Source organism: Coleofasciculus sp. G1-WW12-02 (assembly GCF_040219735.1).
Taxonomy (GTDB): Bacteria; Cyanobacteriota; Cyanobacteriia; order Cyanobacteriales; family Coleofasciculaceae; genus Coleofasciculus.
This window is the reverse complement of record NZ_JAVJRX010000116.1, coordinates 13,475-34,029: the sequence shown is the minus strand read 5'-3', so window position 1 is coordinate 34,029 and position 20,555 is coordinate 13,475. Positions and strand designations below refer to the sequence as shown.

Below are 20,555 nucleotides of genomic sequence, written 5' to 3'. Positions count from 1 at the left end.
ATGAAAGAAAAAACACGGGAGGAATTAGAACAAGAAATTAAAGACTTACGCGATCGCCTGAGTGTCGCGGAAGAAACATTGCAGGCAATTCGCCAGGGTGAGGTGGATGCATTAGTCGTATCCGGACCTGAAGGCGACCAGATTTTTACCTTACAGAGTGCCGATGAACCCTATCGACTCTTTGTGGAACAAATGAAAGAAGGAGCCGCTACCCTGACATCTACAGGAATGCTGCTGTATTGTAATCATCGTTTAGCCAAGCTTTTGAAAAGAAACTTAGAAACCGTTATTGGCTCTAACTTTCAACAATACCTACTCCCCCTGGAAATGCCCCCATTTGAAGCCCTATTGCAGCAAGATGAAGCGGGATGTAGTCAAGGGGAATTCTGCCTCATCGCCAGTGATAAAACAGAGATACCCGTACATCTATCGGTCACTAAAATAGCCCTAGAGGGAGTTGATATAAATTGCTTAATCGTAACAGACTTAACTGAAAATAAACGACAAAAAAAAATAGTAGCGGCAGAAAAACTGGCTCGTTCTATTCTAGAACAAGTGGCTGATGCGATTGTGGTCTGTGATCAAAAGGGAACCATTATCCGCACCAGTCTTGCTACTCATAAACTTTGTGGAAAAAATCCTATATTTCAACCCTTCGATGTAGTGTTTCCACTTGTTTTTTCCCCATCTAATCAGAGGGAAGATGAGACAGATGATATTTTATCATCGTCTTCTACCTCAAGCCAACCCTTTTCGATGACAACTATTTTGAATGGGGAAACATTTCAGGGGGTTGAAGTCATTTTGGGGCGAGAAGATGGGCAACAATTCCATTTGCTCCTAAGTGGGCGGGCGTTGTTGAACTCCAACAAACAGGTTCAAGGGTGTGTGGTGACGCTGACGGATATTACCTCTCGTAAACAGTCAGAACAAGCGCTGCAAGAGAGTCAGGAACGCTTTCGTCGTGCTGTACTCTATTCACCCATACCGATTATGCTCCATGCTGAAGATGGCGAAGTTGTGCAGATTAACCAGGCTTGGACCCAACTTACAGGTTACACCCATCAAGACATACCCACGATCGCACATTGGATCCAAAAAGCCCACGGCACTCGCCAAGAGTTAATTCGGGAAAACATTGATCGACTCTATAGCCTGGATCACTCCATTGCCGAAGGCGAATATACCATCATCACTCGTAATGGCTCAACTCGCATCTGGGATTTCTATTCCGCCCCCTTAGGTAAGCTGAGTGATGGGCGGCGCATGGTGATTAGCACCGCCCTGGATGTGACGCTTCGCAAGCAAGCCGAACTCGATCTGCAAAAGGCAAAAGCCACCCTAGAAGTTCGGGTAGCCGAACGCACCAAAGCACTGCAACAGCAACTGCAAATCCGCCAGCAAATTGAACAGAAACTTCGGGCTTCCCAGGCTCGATTTGCGGGCATTCTGGAAATCGCCAGTGATGGGATTATTTCCGTCGATGCCAATCAACGGATTATCTTATTTAATCAAGGGGCAGAAAAGATGTTTGGCTATAGGGTGAGTGAAGTGTTGAATCAACCCTTGGCTTTACTTCTACCCAACCGCTACACGATTGCTCACCATCAGCATATTAAAAGCTTCAGCCCGTCTCAGGGGAAAGCACGGCGTATGGGAGAGCGCCAAGCTATTTTTGGTCGCCGCAAAGACGGCACAGAGTTTCCGGCGGAAGCCTCTGTCTCTAAGCTAATACTAGGTAATCAGGTGGTATTCACCGCCTTTGTGCGCGACATTACCGAACGCAAACAGTTTGAGGCACAACTCCAGCACAGTGAAACCCGACTCAAAACCATCATTACCGCTACCTCCGACGGGATCATGATAGTCGATAACCAGGGTCAGGTTTGTTTTGCCAACCCCGCCGCCGCTCAGCTTTTTGATATGACTCCAGACACGTTACTTGAGTATGAGTGGGGAATGCCCTTGGCAGAAACCACAGAAATCGAATTGGTGCAATCGAGTGGGGAATTGCGGATGGCAGAAATGAAGGCAACTCCGATTCAATGGTTCTCAAAACCTGCCTATGTGATTGCCTTACGAGACATTACTCAACGCAAACAGACAGAGTTAACTCTACAACAGGCAAAAGCCGCCGCCGAAGCCGCGAATCAGGCAAAAAGTATGTTTCTGGCGAATATGAGCCATGAATTGCGTACTCCCCTCAACATTATTTTGGGGTTTACCCAGGTGATGAGTCGTGATCCGGTGATTACCCCAGAGGAACAAGAAAATTTGGACATTATTAATAAGAGTGGTAATCATTTACTCAGTTTAATTAATGATGTCTTGGATTTATCGAAAATCGAAGCCGGATGTATTAGCATCGATGAGAGCCGTTTTGACCTGATTGCCTTGGTGCGATCGCTCCAGGAGATGTTTCAGCAAAGAGCAGTGGCTAAAGGGTTGCAGCTTTACTTGGATATGGCGGCTGAGGTTCCCCAATATATCCAGGCAGATAGTAACAAATTGCGCCAAGTTCTGATCAATCTGCTCAGTAATGGGATTAAATTTACCCAAAAGGGTAGTATTAGGTTACGAGTAGCGCTCCACCCTAAGCCTCAGCAGGCAGAAGGCAGAGAGCAGGAGGAACAAGCTTACCATCTTCGCTTTGAAATTTCCGACACCGGCGTGGGAATTGCGCCAACGGAATTAGGAATTATCTTTAATGCCTTTATCCAAACTCACGCCGGGAAAGTGGCAAATGAAGGGACAGGTTTAGGGTTAGCAATTAGTCGTAAGTTTGTCCAACTCATGGGTGGTGATATTCAGGTGAGTAGCCAACTGAATCAAGGTAGCACGTTTAGCTTTGAGATTCCGGTTTACCTGGCTGATGCATCAGATATAGAACCCGTTCAAACTTACCGCCGAGTTATTGGATTGGCTCCCAATCAACCTTGCTACCGGATTCTCGTTGTTGACGACAAACCCGAAAACCGCCAAATTATCCTCAAGCTGTTAACCCTTCCAGGATTAGAGGTGCGTGAGGCGAAAAATGGACAAGAAGCCGTGACATTGTGGCAGAAGTGGCAACCCCATCTGATCTGGATGGATATGCGGATGCCGATTATGGATGGCTATCAGGCGACGCAACAGATTCGTTGCCAAGGAGACGGTAAAACCCCTATTATTATCGCCCTAACTGCTTATGCCTCCAAGGGCGATCGCACCTCGGCACTTCAAGCTGGCTGTAATGATTATGTGAGCAAACCTTTTCAAGTCGAAACGTTGTTTGCCAAGATGGAAAACTATTTAGGAGTACGCTATATTTATGCAGATTCTGACTCAAAAGATCAACCCGTTAACGTTAATCAGCTAACTTCTGAACGGTTATCGGTGATGCCTCTATCCTGGATTGAAAGGCTCTCTGAAGCGGCACAGCTTTGTGATGATGAAGAAATCTTGTCGCTAATTGAGAAAATTCCGCCAGACCAAACTCTTGTGATCAATACTCTAAGGCATCTTGCCCACAATTTCCAGTTTCATCTGATTATTCAGCTCGCTCAATCCACGATTAATCCCTTAGCTATGACAACGATGAACCATCAACTATCCAGAGAAAATACTAAACCAACAGGAGGAGGGCAGCAATGTTAGAGGTTAAAGCGAATATCTTAATTGTAGATGACCACCCCGATAATCTCCGCTCTCTGGCTGCCATCCTCAGCCGCGCTGGGTATAAAGTGAGAAAAGCGATTAGTGGCAAGATGGCATTAGAAACCATTCGTTCCCACCCGCCTGACTTAATTCTCCTTGACATCAAAATGCCGCAGATGGATGGCTATACCGTTTGCTCAACTCTAAAAGCCAACGCCGCCACTCAAAGGATTCCAATTATCTTTTTGAGTGCCTTAGATGATATAGCGGATAAACTAAAAGCCTTTACTGTTGGTGGGGCGGATTACATTGTCAAACCCTTCCAGGCGCAAGAAGTATTAATCCGCGTTAACAATAACTTAATAATCGCCCATCAACGCCAAGAACTCCTCGCTCAAAAAAAGAAACTTCAGGAACAAAATGCTCAATTACAGCTTTTACTCACCCTTACCCACAGGATTAGTCAAACCGATGATTTTCATTCTGCCCTAACCATCACGTTAACGAAAATTTGCCAGACTATCGGTTGGGATTTTGCCGAAGCTTGGATTCCCAATGCCAAAGGAACTATCCTCGAATGTAGTCGGGGATGGTACAGTCGCGCTCCCACCTTTGACTTATTCAGATATCATCGAATAACCACCACGTTTGCCCCGAATATAGGACTACCGGGGCGGGTTTGGTTGTCGAAAAAGCCAGAGTGGAGTACAGAGATTTCTGCCGAATCGGCTGGCTGTTATCTTTGTGTTGAGAAGGCGTTAAATCTGGATATGAACACGAGTGTAGGTGTTCCGATTTTATTTCGCGATCGCGTGTTAGCTATTTTAGTCTTTTTCAAACAAGCCAGGAGTGAACCCGAACCCGGATTAATCGAATTGATTCAGCTTATCGCGGCTCAGTTAGGCACATTGATGCAGCGGATCAAAGTCGAAACTGCCTTATTTGAGGCAAATCAGAAACTCAAACAGTTAGTGACTATCGATGGCTTAACCGGAATCGCCAATCGCCGCAAATTTGACCAATACATTCATCGAGAATGGAAACGACTCTTTCGAGAGCAACTCCCCCTTTCCTTAATTTTAGGGGATATCGATTTTTTTAAGCTCTATAACGATACTTACGGACATCAAGCCGGAGATGATTGTCTGCGAAAAGTAGCCACAAAAATCCGCCTAATAGTCAAACGTCCCGCCGATTTAGTCGCCCGATACGGCGGTGAAGAATTGGCGGTCATTTTACCCAATACAGATGCTCAGGGGGCGATTCATGTTGCCGAAACTATCCGCCAAAGCGTGGAAAATCTCAAGATTATTCATGCTAGTTCAGATATCAGTCACTATGTCACTTTAAGTTTAGGCGTGTCCAGTCTGATTCCTAACCCTTTAGTTAACATTGAAACTTTAATTAATCAAACCGATAAAGCGCTGTATCGAGCTAAAGCCGGAGGAAGAAATCAAACAGTCGCTGAATACTCCATTCCGGCTAATTTATCCTGCCAAATTTAAAATAAGTTCAACGCGATAAGAGAGGATTTATGTCAGAAAAACTAACGAGTATTTTAATTGTAGATGATAATATAGATAACCTGCGATCCTTGGCTGCCATTCTCAGGTTAGAGGGTTACAAAATCAGAAAAGCAATTAGTGGACAGGTTGCATTAGAAACCGTTCGTTCTCACCCGCCCGACTTAATTCTCCTCGACATCAAAATGCCGCAAATGGATGGCTATACCGTCTGCTCTACCTTAAAACAAGACGCAGCCACTTGTTCAATTCCTGTCATTTTTTTTAGTGCTTTAAATGAAACGGCTGATAAACTAAAAGCCTTTGCCGTTGGTGGTGTTGACTACATTACTAAACCCTTTCAAGCCCCAGAAGTCGTGGCGCGAGTTGAGAATCAATTGCGTCTCCAGAGACTTTCTCAACAACTCGTTGAGCAAAATACACAGCTACTGAAAGAAATTCAGATGCGCCAGCAAACCGAAGCCGCATTGCACCAATCACTTGAGCAAACTGAAGCCGCCAATCGAGCCAAAAGTGTGTTTCTCGCTAACATGAGTCATGAACTCCGTTCCCCACTCACAGGGATTTTGGGTTACGCTCAACTACTGCAAAAAGCTACAGAATGCACTCCTTTGCAACAGAAGGGGCTTGGCGTTATTTATCAGTGCGGTAGTCACCTACTCACGCTGATTAACGATATTTTAGATCTATCTAAAATTGAAGCTCAAAAACTCGAATTATTTCCCGATTATATTGATTTTTGTTTGTTTTTAACGAATCTCGCTGAACTATTCCAGTTCAAAGCCCAAGAAAAAAAACTTAAATTCACCTATCTTCCCTTCAATTCACTGCCTCCAGAAATATATATTGATGAAAAGCGACTGCGACAAGTTTTAATTAATCTGCTTTCTAATGCGATTAACTTTACTCATCAAGGTACTGTCACTTTAAAAGTGAGTGTCATGAGTTACAGTTGTGAACTGAAGCAGCAGAAAAGTACCTTACCCAATAAAACGGATAAAGCCCAAATAACTTGTGCAAAAATTCGCTTTGAAATCGAGGATACAGGTATAGGAATTATTCCAGAACAATGGGTAAAAATATTCTTACCCTTTGAGCAAGTGATGGAGAGTTCACATAGTACAGAAGGAACCGGATTGGGACTAACCATTAGCCAAAAAATCATCGCATTGATGGGAAGCAAAATTTTTCTGGAAAGTACTCCTAATGTGGGCAGCAAATTTTGGTTTGACTTAGACGTACCTACGAACTTACCCGGGTCATATTTTACCGGGATTGATGCCAACCCGAACCCAACTCTATCTCAGGAAGTTGGTGATAATTCAAATCAAATTATAACAAGTTTTTTTACAGAATCAGATATAATAGTACCACCTCTAGAAGAACTGCTTCCGCTGTATGAAGCTGCTCAAATTGGTGACGTTGAAGGTGTACAGCAGGTAATTGAGAGACTCCAACACTTAAATTCTGACTATTTTGCCTTTGTCACGCAGGTGCTGAAACTGGCGGATAATTTTGACTATGAAGAAATTATACAACTAATTGATAATTATTATGTGGAGCATAAGAGTCTCTTGAGACTGTAGAAACGTATCATCCTACGTCTCTCGTCTCCAGAGAGTCTTATGTGTCCTAACATCCTTGGCGGTTGCTATACTATAAAATCATAGGATGGGTTTAGGAAATAGTCCCAATGACTTGGAGATGCTCAAAGCAGTGGATATTCCTGTAATTGTTCCTGGAAACAAAGGGATTCATCCCGGATTATCCGGTAAAGGATGGCAAGTCGCACCCGGTTCTCAGGGTTGGGCGGAAGCCGTGAGCAGTTATCAGTTATCAGTTATCAGTTATCAGTTATCAGTTATCAGTTATCAGTTATCAGTTATCAGTTATCAGTTATCAGTGAGCAGTTATCAGGAGCAGGGGAAGATGGGGAAGATGAGGGAGCTGGGGGAGAGTGTGTAGGGGCGGGTTTCACCACTATCTTTTTGGTTATACCCAGATGTAACTAAACCCGCCCCGACTAAATGACAAATGACGATCTTCACCGTTAGCTTTTATTGTGTCCACCTATTTAATGTGAGTTTATGGTTCAACACGTCGTAAAATCCGCCATCGGTGTTCGGTTGCACTCACTAGGCGATGGCGATGAGATTGATTAAAGTAAGAGATAAGAGATAGAAAAACAAACGACTCTACCCATTTTCGATTATTACCATGAACAATCTGTCAAATCGAGCTCCAGAATTCTTTGGTAGTGAAGGCGAAGGCGGTAACTTCCTCTGGCAATATGTCCAGTCTCTGCATCCAGAAACAATTGCACAACTCTCTAAACCCGATCCTGCAGTGATTCAGGTGATGGAACGCAACCTAATCGGAATGTTAGGCGCCCTACCTCACGAACATTTTAATGTCACCGTTACTACCAACCGTGAAAATCTGAGTCGGTTATTAGTTTCTGCAATGATGAACGGTTACTTTCTCCGCAATGCTCAACAGCGCATGGAATTTGAAAAGTCGCTGCATGAAGTAGCACAAGTGCATGATAATTAATTGATAACCTGTGCAGGAAGGACAAAGGACAAACTTGTCATCTGCCATCAGAAGTGAGATGATCACTCATGCATGAGTTGTAAACATCCCTGATGGCTAATCCTGTCCCCCAGAAAAGTCTCCCTGATCAATTGAATTTGCCCACCAAACTCGCTTATGGAGCCGGAGAACTGGGAGGGGAGATTCCAGGTAACATCTTAGTCTTTTTCTTGCTGTTTTTCCTAACCAATGTCGCGGGATTAAATCCCACCTTGGCGGGGAGTGTTTTGCTGATTGGCAAGGTTTGGGATGCGATTAACGATCCGATGATTGGGTATTTAAGCGATCGCACTCGTTCCCCTTTGGGAAGGCGTTACCCGTGGATGCTGATCGGGGCGATTCCCTTGGGGATTGGTTTTAGCTTGCAGTGGTTTGTACCCCCAACCTCGAATCAGTGGCTACTATTTGCCTATTACGGCGGAGTTGGTATTCTGTTTTATGCCGCGTTTACCTCGGTTGTCCTCACCCATAATGCGTTAGCGGCTGAACTGACTCAAGGTTATGATGAGCGCATTGGTTTAATTAGCTTCAAAGCCGCGTTTAGTATCGGTGCGAGTATTTTTTCCCTGGGTTTAGCCCAGATTATTTTTGCCCGAGTTGATGATCCAGCTCTTGAATATCGGATTCTGGGAACAATTTGTGCAGTCGTCGCCACCTTAGCGGTTTTCCTCTGTGTTTGGGGAACCTATAAGCGTTATAAGCAAATCGAAGCCCAACGGGAACCCCTGACTCAGGTATCCTTTTTACCCATCACCCAACAGTTTCGGATTGCTTTTAGTAACTTCCCTTTTATTTGTGTAATTGGGATTTACTTGTGTTCTTGGTTAAGTCTGCAAACAACGGCGGCGATTCTCCCCTATTTTGTGATTCATTGGATGGGATTACCCGATCATCACTTTACCCAAACCGCACTAACCGTTCAAGGAACAGCCTTGAGCATGACGTTTGTCTGGAGTGCGATCGCAAAGCGTGTGGGTAAACGTGCTATCTATGGGATGGGTATCCCTGTAACCGTATGCGCGTTGCTGGGACTGTGTTTCTTACAACCCAATCAAGTGGGATTAATGTATGTTCTGGCGATATTTGTGGGACTGGGTTTGTCTACGGCTTATATTGTACCCTGGTCGATGCTTCCCGATGTCGTTGATTTTGACGAACTCAACACCGGACAACGACGTGAGGGCATTTTCTATGGGTTAGTTGTACAATTACATAAAATGGCCGTCGCGATCGCACTGTTCCTCGTGGGTAAAGCCTTAGATATGTCTGGATTCATCTCCACCACATCTGAACAGTTACCCACGACTCAACCAGAATCAGCGTTGTGGACGATTCGTCTGCTGATTGGTCCGATTCCCGCTATTGTCCTCATGGGAGGTTTAGTTTGGGCGTACTTCTATCCCATTAGTCGCTCTTTCCATGGAGAAATCCTCCTGAAACTCATCGAACGCAGGAATACGGGAATGTAGATGCAGAGGTAGGATCTGCTCCAGTTCCTAATCACCAATCAGCTTACAGCTCGATGATGGGACTTTAACAATTTCTTTACAGTCTCGACGATTTCTTGGGGATGACAAGGCTTGGCTAAATAAGCATCCGCCCCTTGCTTCATCCCCCAGTAGCGGTCAAAATCCTCTTTTTTCGCCGAACACATTAACACCGGGATAGTCTGGGTTTCCGGTTCCGATTTCAGGCGACGACAGACTTCATAGCCATTCATGCGGGGGAGGACAATATCCAAAATCACCAAGTCCGGGGGAAATTGCTGAATTTTCTCCAGCGCCTCCACACCATCCCCAGCTACAATTACCGTCAGCCCTACACGCTCAAGCAGCTTCGAGAGCAAATGTTGTTGGGTGAGATCGTCCTCTACGACTAACACTGTACTCATAAAAACCTATACCTACCCTGGCTCTCTAGCTTTCAAGCATTATAACATTTACTCTCTCGCAATAAATATCGCCATAAGGCGGATTCTGGTGACTCCGGTTCCGCAATCTGGCTGAATTGGGGGGAGATGGGAACTCAAAACTCGGTCAGGGCGGGTTTGAGGAAAGGTTATCATGAGTAGCTTGCGATCGCATCACCTAAACCGCCCCTATACATTCAACACTCTCTGTTCTTTCATCCGTGTTGTGTCTTTTTCCACCTCCGGTTGCACTTGCAAGAAATCCCCCAGAATCCTAGCCACTCAATCCCCAAAGCCCAATCTCTGTTGATAGACTTCTAAATGAAAATAAATAGCAACGATCGCGATCGCGCTCATTAGGACTAGAGGTACTGAATGCTTTATTTTATGATCACTTGGCTTTTTCTGATTGGTGTTTGTTTCTCAATTGGCACAGCTATTGTGAATCGGTTGAAAGCCGATCGCATTGATCGTAGAGGCGATCGCTTCATCGCCGCCGTCTGGCTGGGAATCATTGTCCTGTGTGTCTCCCTGCTGGCAACTTCCTTGATTTTACCATTATCTAGCGCCGTTGGCTTCCTCCTTGCCCTCGGTTTAGTCGCCCTATCTGTGTTGTCTCAGCCAACCCGGAGTGAACTGGCTGCGGTGCGATCGCGTCTTTCTCCCAGCCCTATCGTTGGATTTATTACCTTAGAACTAATTATTGCCGCTTTTACCAGTCAAAAAATAGTCTGGTTTGACACCGGACTCTATCACTTTGGTTCTATGCGATGGATGTCTCAATTTGGCGCGGTTAATGGATTAGCGCTAATCAATGCTAAGTTTGGCTTTACTTCCTCTTGGTTTGCTCTCGCTGCGCCGTTAACTTCACCAATTTTTGGCAGTCGAGTCAGTGCGATTACCAATGGCTTTATCTTCCTTATCGCTATTTTACAATCTCTAATTACGCTGAATCAAATACTCAGCCGTAAAGGACGCTTATCGGACTGGTTTTTATTGATCTTTTCAGCTATTGCCATTCTCGTTTACACGGGAACCGTATTGACGGGTTCACCAATACTCATCTCATTTTCTCCTGATGTCACAGTTGCTTTCCTTATTGGAGTGACAGCCTGGACAATTCTGGTTATTTCACACAACGCTCAGTCTACTTTAGGGAATACTAATGCCAAAACGCCTCTTTTCGATGCTAAAACTATCCCTCTAATTCTATCAGCCGGAGCCGTAACCATTAAGCTTTCGGCTCTACCGCTGCTCCCCATAGGATTTCTTTTTTATCTAATGGGTAATCAGTTTAAAGTACGAATTAAGCGGCTATTGGCAGGTGGTGCTATTACTATATTAATCCTATCACCCATAGTTTTATATAGCCTGACCACATCCGGATGCCCCCTGTATCCTTCAACCTTTATGTGCCTCGACCTGCCTTGGTCAGTTCCCATCGAAAAAGCCATAAAGGAAACTAAACCCATCAAGTTTTGGTGGGTGTTTTCGGATTCAGAAGAGTCAGGATTGACGGCTATAGCTTTAGGAGTTTGGCGATGGCTAAAAGGTTCGGTTAAATCTCAAATCATGGCTTTAATTACAATTTTTGTCATTCTTTTCTCTATCCCTATATTCCGTCAATTTAGAAAACACCTTAAATTAGGGACTGCCTGGATATTATTATTAGGATTACTCGGTATTACATTTATTATGATTCAAAGTCCTTTGCTCCGGTTTGGCTTGGGCTATTTTCTGCTTATTCCGGCTTTATTTGGGGCAATATATGGTCAAAGACTGTTTGAAAAAATCCCCTTTAAATTGACCCAGCCCCTGTCTCGATTCACTCACACCCTAAAACAACCTCAAACAATCTTATTGGCTTCCCTATTTGTCATTGGCTTGACTACTGTTGGTCTGATTCAGGATAATGCTCAATCCCGATTAATTTTACCTCCTCCCTTACCGAGTGCTAATCTAGTATCTGACCAAGTGAATGATGTTACTTATGTCTATCCAGCAAACTGGACAGTCCGATGTTGGGCATCTCCATTACCCTGTTCAGCCGTACCGATTAAAAATATCAGGCTTCGCGACCCGTCACAGGGAATTGGTGCTGGGTTTGTGTATATGAAATAAGTACCTAGACATCTATTTTGTTGGGCTGATTTAAAGATTAATCACCCTGAAATAAGCATTTTTAGATCGCCGAAACCCTTGATATACCGTAGGGTGGGCACTGCCCACCAGCATACCAGTCATTCCCATTCGAGTTAAAGATTGTCAAAACCAGGTTTCCTATGCGCGAAGTGAAGGGTCATTTCTGTACCCTGTTCCCTAGTCTCAACAGTAAACTTTAATGAAAGTCCGACTACTTAGTCTATTGTCAGATATGGCGACTTATCAAGACCGAGAAGCATTCATTCCCTATCGTCGCAGCGATTTAATCGAACTGTGCCTAGACGATGGACAGTTGCCTAACGAGAAGGTGCAACAGTTCCGGGATTTCTGTACTTTACTTTCCGCCTATTATCATTTTAAGTTTCATGCCTATTTGGAACGGTTAAAGAATAATTATGATCCGTTTAATCCTGATGCTGATACTCAATCGAGAGTTGAACTCACTCCCGATAAATTAGCCGAACGCGAGGCAAATGTGGTTACAGACTTTCAGACGATTCTCGAACGCGCCAATTATGTTCCCCTCTCTCCGAATAGTTTACAACGCGCCTTTAAAGAAAAGTCCTTAATTCAACTGAAAACTGATGTTGATTTTGATGAATTTGACCAACTCGTCTGCTACTGTCGCGGGGATTATGAAGAAACCATTCAGATCAAAAAGTTTATCAGAAAAAAAGATAAAAAAATCAATGTTTTTGAACGAGTCGTTTTGTTGATTAAATTCAAAAGCGCCGATTATTTTCAAAGCAAAGGTGACAAATTAGCCTCCCTCCAGTTCACACCAGGGAAGATGTATCTCTATTTTTACAAGAATATCCCTAAATTTGATCTAGAACTCCTCTTCCCCAATATCAAAATTAGCATGACCTGGAAAGACCGTCTCCTCTTAATCGTTCCGGCTGTTGGTGCCGCTATTCCAATCATCCTGAGAGTTCTGCCTAAACTTCTCATTGTTATTGGGGCTATTTTATTTTTTACGATGGGACCATCGGTTTTGGAGATAGTCCAGGCAAGTGAAGAAGATGTCCGGGATATTATGCCCGTCCTCGTTGCTGTGTTATCGCTACTGGTGACATTAGGGGGATTTGCCTACAAGCAGTATAGCAATTATAAGAGTAAGCAGATTAAATTCCGCCAAACTGTGACCGAAACCCTATTTTTTAAGAATATGGCAAATAATGCCAGCGTGTTTCATGCCTTAATTGATGCGGCGGAAGAGGAGGAATGTAAAGAAATAATTCTGGTTTATTACCATCTGTTAACTAGCCCTAAGCCCCTAACCCCTGAACAGTTGGATAACCAAATTGAAACCTGGATGGATGAGAACTTTGGCACAAAGATTGATTTTGATATCAATGGTCCGATTCATAATTTAGAAGAGATTCGGGGTAAATTGGTGCAAGATGGTAAAGATACGGCAAGTCTTTCGGAAATCCCCTTATTGACAAAAGATAAGCAAGGATGTTGTCAGGTTTTGCCTTTAGATGATGCTAAACAATTAATTGATTACATCTGGGATCATATCTTTCTTTACACCTAAATCATCAAGCGCTTCGTTTAGGGAACAGAGAATAGGGAACAGGGAATAGGCAATAGTGCGCCGAACACTAACTCAAAACCAGGTTCCCTGAACGAAGCGAAGGGTCAAAAATTGCTACCCTGCAAGGAGAGGTAATAGCGCCGATAGAGAGGGACACAATGAGGTTTAGAGTCAGATGGAACCGTACTCGGATTGCCTTAACCCTAGGTGCTTTCTGGCTGGCTGTACTGTTTGGCTTACTGCTTTGGCGGACGCCGAATCAGCTTCCGTCTCAGCGTTTCACCGAGTCGCCGCCTATCCAACTGACTCAAGGATGGCAATATCGTTGGGGGGATTCTCCAGTCAATGAGGATGGTGTTCCGATTTGGACACAGGAGGATTGGTATAATTCTGCTTGGCAACCCTTTCAAGTTCCTGGCAAACTTGAAGTGCCAAAGGGGGAACGTGTTGCTTGGTTGCGGGTAAAATTACCCCCAGGTCAATGGCGATATCCTAGCTTAGATAGGCGTGGTATTTCCTATCTAGAAGCCTATCTGGATAGTCAGCTTATCGATGAATTTGCCGTAGTTAATGCTTCAAATCAGCTTAAATTACTCAATCCCTATTGGTTTCTTATTCCATTGGACGCCAATTTTGCCGGAAAAACACTTTATTTTAAAGTTCATGTAACAAAGCAGGAGCCTATTCGAGTTGGAACCTATCGCTCAGTCAGCCTGGGATCTCAACGGACGTTGATGCAAAATTTAGTTCAACAAAATATCAGCAAGTTTGTTTTGGGCTGCTTTTTTACCCTAATCGGCTTGGTGGCTATTGGCTTGTCTTGGCAGCAAAAGGAATGGAAATCTTACTTTTTATTTGGGATTTTAGCCACGGTCATTGGTGTATTTAGCATTTTAGGCAATGAACTCACGTTTCTATTCTTTCCGTTGCCGCGCTCAGTAATTCTTTATACCTACTTTGCTTCATTCTATTTAGTACCTGTGGTTGTCTGTCTATTTTTTGAGCAGATATTTGGGCGAGGCTATAAGGGAATCGTGCGGCGGTTATGGCAAATTAATTTAGTTTGTGCCATGATTGCTTTTACCTTACTCGTCATCCAATTAGAGTATGTCAAGCCGATTAATACTTTTCTGCAATTTTCTATTTTAGCGACAATTCTTGTTATCCTGATCATTGCCCTGAAATTTTCGGTGCGGGGTAATGTCGAGGCAAAATTATTTACAACCGGATTTATTATTTTTTCCCTTTTGGGAATTCATGACCTTTTAGTGGGAATTAAAGACCTATACAATCAGCAAGAACTTTACCCTTGGGGAATGTTAGTCTTTATCCTCTGTCTGGGATTGATTTTAGAACGTCGGTTTATGGAAGCCCGCGTGCGGCTGCAAGCGTATTCCCAAGAATTAGAGTCTAAAAATGCGGCATTAGAACGCATGGATAAGCTGAAAGATGAGTTTTTAGCCAATACCTCCCATGAACTGAGAACGCCGTTAAATGGCATGATTGGCATTGCTGAATCGATGATTGATGGTGCGACAGGTTCCTTGACAGAGGAACAACGAGCGAATCTGTCGATGGTGGTATCCAGTGGTCGGCGTCTGTCTCATTTGATTAACGATATCTTAGATTTTGCTAAGCTGAAACATAAAACTATTGAACTGCAAATTAAACCTGTAGGAATTCGGGAAGTCACCGATATTGTCTTGCGACTGTCTCAACCCCTATTGGGTAAAAAACCCATCCAGCTTATCAATAGGATTGGCATAGACATTCCCCCAGTTAAAGCCGATGAAAATCGGGTGCAACAGATTTTGCATAACCTGGTGGGAAACGCGATTAAATTTACCGATAAAGGGGTATTAGAGGTTTCTACTAACGTGGTGAACTCTTACTTAGAGATTACAGTTTCAGATCAGGGAATTGGTATCCCGGAGACGCAACTCCCGCGAATTTTTGAGTCCTTTGAACAAGCCGATGGATCAACTGCGCGGGAATACGGGGGGACAGGTTTGGGATTGGCAATTACCAAACAGTTGGTGGAATTACATGGGGGTCAAATTTGGGTGGAGTCAACATTGGGGGTGGGTTCCCGATTTACATTTACTTTACCGCTATCTGAATTTGTTGAATCCTTGGATTCTGATAAATTAACGGCACCTCAACCCGTAGAATCTGCTACTCCAACTCTATGGAAAGGGTTCACCCTGAATGGAAGTGCAACAGAGGTTAAAACAAACCCAATTGTCACCGATGAAATAACCACGACTGCGGCTGAATTTGCGGCAAATCAGAACAAGTTAAAAATTTTAGTCGTGGATGATGAACCGATTAATATTCAGGTTTTGGTGAATCATTTATCCTTAGAGAACTATGCGATTACCCAAGCATCTAATGGCATAGAGGCATTAAACATTATTCAAAGAGGATTTAAACCGGATCTAATTTTACTGGATGTGATGATGCCTCGAATGACAGGGTATGAGGTGTGTCAAAAAATTCGCGAACAGTTCCCGCCGAATGAACTGCCGGTGGTGCTGCTAACGGCAAAGAATCAAGTCTCTGATTTGGTGGAGGGGTTGGAATCGGGGGCGAATGATTATCTGACGAAACCGATTTATAAAAAGGAACTATTGGCACGGATTAAAACCCATATCCATTTATCAAAAATTAACTTAGCCTATGGTCGTTTTGTGCCGCGTGAGTTTTTGCGCTTCCTCCAAAAAGAAAGCATTTTAGATGTGCAACTGGGTGATCAGGTTCTGGAAAATATGACGGTTTTGTTTTCTGACATTCGCGACTTTACCAGTTTGTCAGAAAATATGTCACCCAAGGATAATTTTAACTTTCTCAACTCCTACCTGAAACGAGTCGGTCCTGTGATTCGCAATCATCAGGGATTTATTGATAAATATATTGGGGATGCGGTGATGGCGCTGTTTCCAGAGTCAGCCCAAGCAGCGGTGAGAGCAGCGGTGGAAATGCAACGACAAGTGGTGATTTATAATCAACATCGTGGCAGTCTTAGCTATGCCCCGATTGCTATTGGTGTGGGGTTACATACGGGAACATTAATGTTAGGCACAATTGGCGAAGAACAGCGGATGGAAAGCACGGTGATTGCCGATGCGGTGAATTTGGCATCTCGGTTAGAGGGGTTAACTAAGGTTTATAAGGCTGGTATTTTAATCAGTGAACAAACGTTATCTTGTCTGGAACAACCTGGGGAGTTTAGTTATCGATTTTTAGGGCAAGTGCGGGTGAAAGGGAAAAAGACGGCGGTGGGCGTGTATGAAGTGTATGATGGTGAGCCACCATCGTTGATTACGTTAAAGACGCAAACTCGTGGGGAGTTTGAGCGAGGTGTTTGTCTGTATCATCAGGAGCAGTTTGCTGAGGCGCTGGCAATTTTTCAGTCTATCGTGCAAGTGAATTCTGGTGATCACGCGGCTAAATTCTATGTGAAACGTTGCCAGCAAATGCAGATTTATGGTATGTCTCAGGATTGGCATGACGTGGAAACGTTAAATGATACGTTGTGAAGAAATTAATCAGATATGACTTAGGATGCTTACATTCTGGTAGAATGACCTATACGCGATCGCACTCCACCAAAAGACTGACGTTTGCCTTATGGTACATCTGTAGGGGCGGGTTTTACTATTATCGTTTCTTCGCCTAACCCCGATGTGACTAAACCCGCCCCCTACATCATGGCGACTATTCAACTTCCCATTCAAAGCGGGTTAAGCTAGATTCAGTCCTCAATTTGCCCAGGTGTTAGGATTGCGGGAGTCGCTGTATGTCCAGATTGCTGATAACGCAATATCAAGCAGAAGTTGAAAAAATTATTCGCTACGGGGGTTCTCGTAAGGAAACCAGCATTCGCAATGCCTTTGAGCGTCTGCTGAATGACTACTGCAAACCTCACAACTATCTTCTGATCCCTGAACTGGATTTCAAAACCAAGTTCAATACCACCGTTTTCCCCGATGGCACGGTGAAGGATGCCATCCGCCTAGATCATGGGTGGTGGGAGAGCAAAGATCAGTACGATAATCTTGATGAAGAAATTGAGAAAAAACTTGAGAAAGGTTATCCCGACGAAAATATCCTGTTTGAAGACTCCCAAAGTGCTGTCCTGATTCAGCACAGTCGAGAGCAGTTGCGCGTCTCTATGGGAGATGCCGAAGCCTTGGATAGTCTGATTACCACTTTTGTGGAGTACGAACGCCCAGAAGTGCGGGACTTTCGCTCTGCTATCAACAAGTTCAAAGAAGACATTCCCCACATTCTGAAAGCTCTGCGGGACATTATCACTCAACAGGAAGCCAGCAATAGAGAATTTAGGGAACGCCGCAACGCTTTTCTGGAAGTCTGTCGCCAGTCTATCAACCCCGAAATCGAGATTTTTGATATCCATGAGATGTTGATTCAGCACATTCTCACGGAGGATATTTTTACCAATATTTTCCATGAGTCACAGTTTCATCGGGAAAACAATATTGCGCGGGAACTGTCGGAAATTATTAACACGTTTTTCACGGGAGCCACTCGGAAGAATACTCTCAAGAGCATTGAACACTATTATGTGGTGATTCGTCGTAAGTCAGAAAACATCGCTAACCACCACGAAAAGCAGAAGTTTCTCAAAGCAGTCTACGAGAATTTTTATAAGGCGTATAACCCCAAGGCAGCAGATCGGTTGGGCATTGTCTACACGCCTAATGAAATTGTCCGCTTTATGATTGAGAGTGCGGACTATCTGGTGCATAAGCACTTTGGCAAATTACTGAGTGATCCGGGGGTGGAGATTCTTGACCCTTGTACGGGTACGGGAACCTATGTGACCGAACTGATCGAATATTTGCCGCCCGATAAGCTGGAACATAAATATAAGTACGAAATCCACTGCAATGAAGTGGCGATTTTGCCTTATTACATTGCCAATTTGAATATTGAATTTACCTATCAGCAAAAGATGGGACAGTATGAAGAGTTTAAGAATATTTGCTTGGTGGATACGTTAGAGCATTGCGGTTTTGAAGGGAAGCAGCTTGATCTATTTGCTATGAGTGTGCAAAATACAGTACGAATCCAGGATCAAAATAGTCGTAATATTTCAGTGATTATTGGAAATCCACCTTACAATGCAAACCAAGAAAGTGAGAATGACAATAATAAAAATCGTTATTACAAAGCAGTGGACGAGCAAATTCGCAAAACTTATGTTGCCGAGAGTAATGCTCAAAAAATGAAAATATACGATCCGTATTCTCGCTTCTTTCGATGGGGAACAAGTCGTTTAGGAAATAAGGGAATTATTGCATTTATAACAAACTCATCATTTATTAATGCTAGAGGATTTGACGGTTTTAGGAAGGTTCTGGCACAAGAATTTAGTGACATTTATGTCATAGATTTGGGTGGTGATGTCAGGAAAAATCCTAAGATTTCAGGCACGAAACACAATGTTTTTGGAATACAAACAGGTGTAGCAATTGCTTTTTTGGTAAAGCAACCTAAAGATAGATGCAGTAGCTCCAGAATTTTTTACGCAAGGAGACCAGAATTTGATATTTCTGAGCAAAAGCTTGAATTTCTCTCTCACACAGATTTTGAGAATATTTATTTTGAGCGCATTTCACCTGATAAGGACAACTATTGGCTAGAACAAGCTGGTAATGAATTTGAGAATCTACTAGAAATCTGTAGCAAGAAATCCAGAGCAGCGGATGAGGAATTAGATGTTGAATCCCTTTTCAAGCTGTACTCGATTGGAATTTCTACAAACCGTGATGAGTGGGTATATGACTTCAACCCCAATGCATTAGCCAGTAAATCAAGGTTTTTTATGGAGGAGTATAACAAAGAAGTTGATAGGTGGCATAAATATAAAAAGGAGAAAAAATACTTAGATACTAAAGCAGAATCTAATCCTATCTTAGACAACTTTTTGGAGGATAGAAATTTAATAAAATGGAGCAAAATGATAAAGAGAGATAAACTCAGAAAAGGAAAGAAAGATAAGTTTAATTTTTTGAAAATTACTAGAGCTGCATATCGTCCATATAGTCCTAATTTTTTGTATTTCGACTATATTCCAATAGATATATTTGGCAATCAACGTGAAATTTTTCCAATTAACAAAGTATTAAATCATTTGATCTGTTTGTCTGGTCAATCTTCTTCTAAACCCTTTCAAGTTTTAGCAACTGATTATCCGAGTAGTCTCGATTTACTCGAAAAAACTATCTGTCTTCCCCTCTATCGCTACGACGAAAACGGGAACCGCATCGACAACATCACCGACTGGGGTTTAACCCAATTCCATAAACACTACAACGATACCACCATCACCAAACAAGACATCTTTCACTACACCTACGCCGTTCTCCACCATCCCGCCTACCGCACCAAATACGAAATCAACCTCAAACGTCAATTTCCCCGCCTACCCTTCTATGTTGACTTCCATCAATGGGCAACCTGGGGCAAAGTTTTAATGAATCTGCATCTTACCTATGAAACTGCCGAACTTTACGGTTTAACTCGCAACGAAATCGCCACCAAAGCCATCCCCAAAGCCAAACTCAAAGCAGACAAAACCAAGGGCGTGATCATCCTGGATGAAAATACCCAACTCACAGGTGTTCCCGCTATTGCCTGGGATTATAAACTCGGCAACCGCTCCGCTCTGGAATGGATTCTCGACCAATACAAAGAGAAGAAACCCAGAGATCCTACCATCCGCGAAAAATTCAATACCTACAAGTTTGCCGATTACAAAGAACAGGTGATTGATTTGCTCCAACGAGTCTGCACTGTCAGCGTTAGAACAATGGAAATTATCCAACAAATGCCCGAAGATTGCGTCTGAAACACTCAGCGAATACTGCAATGAAGCAATTATTCCCACTCTAAATCATTCCCCTAACAGTCATCGGCATCCTGACCTTTATATAATTCGCGATCGCTCTTACTAAATTCTGTGCTATTCATTCCATCGGGGATTGGATACCGATAGAACGTTGATTAAATAATACACCTCCCAGTTAACATCGGTGGGTTAGGTTGGATTGTTCATTAAATGGTTATCGCTTCCGTTGAAATCCCGCCTAACCCACCCTACGTTACGACGTTACTTGTGTTCTGGTAAACTGTTCGGCATTTAAACCTTAATGTTAACAATGGT

10 protein-coding genes and 1 pseudogene are annotated in these 20,555 nt (G+C 43.4%); 10 read left to right on the top strand and 1 reads right to left on the bottom strand.

Annotation, left to right across the window (positions count from 1 at the left end):
- The 6 genes and pseudogenes from RID09_RS18965 (at nucleotide 1) to RID09_RS18940 (ending at nucleotide 9,220) form a co-directional block, all read left to right on the top strand.
- Complete coding sequence (locus tag RID09_RS18965) at nucleotides 1-3,636, top strand: PAS domain S-box protein (protein ID WP_446337482.1); 3,636 nt, start codon at nucleotides 1-3, stop codon at nucleotides 3,634-3,636.
- Nucleotides 3,630-5,141, top strand: coding sequence for a diguanylate cyclase (locus RID09_RS18960; RefSeq protein WP_446337481.1), 1,512 nt, complete (start codon nucleotides 3,630-3,632; stop codon nucleotides 5,139-5,141). The genes RID09_RS18965 and RID09_RS18960 overlap by 7 nt, the downstream gene beginning before the upstream one ends.
- A 29-nt stretch (nucleotides 5,142-5,170) precedes the next feature.
- Nucleotides 5,171-6,745: an ATP-binding response regulator gene (locus tag RID09_RS18955; RefSeq protein ID WP_446337480.1), complete on the top strand. Its 1,575-nt coding sequence runs from the start codon at nucleotides 5,171-5,173 to the stop codon at nucleotides 6,743-6,745.
- A gap of 85 nt (nucleotides 6,746-6,830) precedes the next feature.
- Nucleotides 6,831-6,983 (top strand): annotated as a pseudogene (locus RID09_RS18950) (HAD-IIB family hydrolase); the annotation flags it as partial.
- Nucleotides 6,984-7,376: 393 nt separating this feature from the next.
- Entirely contained in the window at nucleotides 7,377-7,712 is a 336-nt protein-coding gene (locus tag RID09_RS18945; protein WP_446337479.1) for a DUF760 domain-containing protein, read from the top strand.
- A 92-nt stretch (nucleotides 7,713-7,804) separates the two neighbouring features.
- A complete protein-coding gene (locus tag RID09_RS18940; RefSeq protein ID WP_446337478.1) occupies nucleotides 7,805-9,220 on the top strand; it encodes an MFS transporter in 1,416 nt (471 codons plus the stop codon).
- Nucleotides 9,221-9,258: 38 nt separating this feature from the next.
- On the opposite strand, the gene RID09_RS18935 is transcribed toward RID09_RS18940, so the two are convergent.
- Nucleotides 9,259-9,642: a response regulator transcription factor gene (locus RID09_RS18935; protein ID WP_446337477.1), complete on the bottom strand. Its 384-nt coding sequence runs from the start codon at nucleotides 9,640-9,642 to the stop codon at nucleotides 9,259-9,261.
- A gap of 393 nt (nucleotides 9,643-10,035) precedes the next feature.
- Between RID09_RS18935 and RID09_RS18930 the strand changes: the two genes are divergently transcribed.
- The 4 genes from RID09_RS18930 (at nucleotide 10,036) to RID09_RS18915 (ending at nucleotide 20,240) form a co-directional block, all read left to right on the top strand.
- Entirely contained in the window at nucleotides 10,036-11,781 is a 1,746-nt protein-coding gene (locus RID09_RS18930; RefSeq protein ID WP_446337476.1) for an LIC_10190 family membrane protein, read from the top strand.
- A gap of 220 nt (nucleotides 11,782-12,001) precedes the next feature.
- A complete protein-coding gene (locus tag RID09_RS18925) occupies nucleotides 12,002-13,363 on the top strand; it encodes a DUF3754 domain-containing protein (RefSeq protein WP_446337475.1) in 1,362 nt (453 codons plus the stop codon).
- A 158-nt stretch (nucleotides 13,364-13,521) separates the two neighbouring features.
- Complete coding sequence (locus RID09_RS18920; RefSeq protein WP_446337474.1) at nucleotides 13,522-16,902, top strand: ATP-binding protein; 3,381 nt, start codon at nucleotides 13,522-13,524, stop codon at nucleotides 16,900-16,902.
- A 260-nt stretch (nucleotides 16,903-17,162) separates the two neighbouring features.
- Complete coding sequence (locus tag RID09_RS18915; protein ID WP_446337473.1) at nucleotides 17,163-20,240, top strand: type ISP restriction/modification enzyme; 3,078 nt, start codon at nucleotides 17,163-17,165, stop codon at nucleotides 20,238-20,240.
- Nucleotides 20,241-20,555: the final 315 nt, after the last annotated feature.

Excerpts from the sequence above, each read along its gene's own strand:
- RID09_RS18965 (WP_446337482.1), top strand. The coding sequence starts at position 1 with ATGAAAGAAAAAACACGGGAGGAATTAGAACAAGAAATTAAAGACTTA.
- RID09_RS18960 (WP_446337481.1), top strand. The coding sequence starts at position 3,630 with ATGTTAGAGGTTAAAGCGAATATCTTAATTGTAGATGACCACCCCGAT.
- RID09_RS18955 (WP_446337480.1), top strand. The coding sequence starts at position 5,171 with ATGTCAGAAAAACTAACGAGTATTTTAATTGTAGATGATAATATAGAT.
- RID09_RS18945 (WP_446337479.1), top strand. The coding sequence starts at position 7,377 with ATGAACAATCTGTCAAATCGAGCTCCAGAATTCTTTGGTAGTGAAGGC.
- RID09_RS18940 (WP_446337478.1), top strand. The coding sequence starts at position 7,805 with ATGGCTAATCCTGTCCCCCAGAAAAGTCTCCCTGATCAATTGAATTTG.
- RID09_RS18935 (WP_446337477.1), bottom strand. The coding sequence starts at position 9,642 with ATGAGTACAGTGTTAGTCGTAGAGGACGATCTCACCCAACAACATTTG.
- RID09_RS18930 (WP_446337476.1), top strand. The coding sequence starts at position 10,036 with ATGCTTTATTTTATGATCACTTGGCTTTTTCTGATTGGTGTTTGTTTC.
- RID09_RS18925 (WP_446337475.1), top strand. The coding sequence starts at position 12,002 with ATGAAAGTCCGACTACTTAGTCTATTGTCAGATATGGCGACTTATCAA.
- RID09_RS18920 (WP_446337474.1), top strand. The coding sequence starts at position 13,522 with ATGAGGTTTAGAGTCAGATGGAACCGTACTCGGATTGCCTTAACCCTA.
- RID09_RS18915 (WP_446337473.1), top strand. The coding sequence starts at position 17,163 with ATGTCCAGATTGCTGATAACGCAATATCAAGCAGAAGTTGAAAAAATT.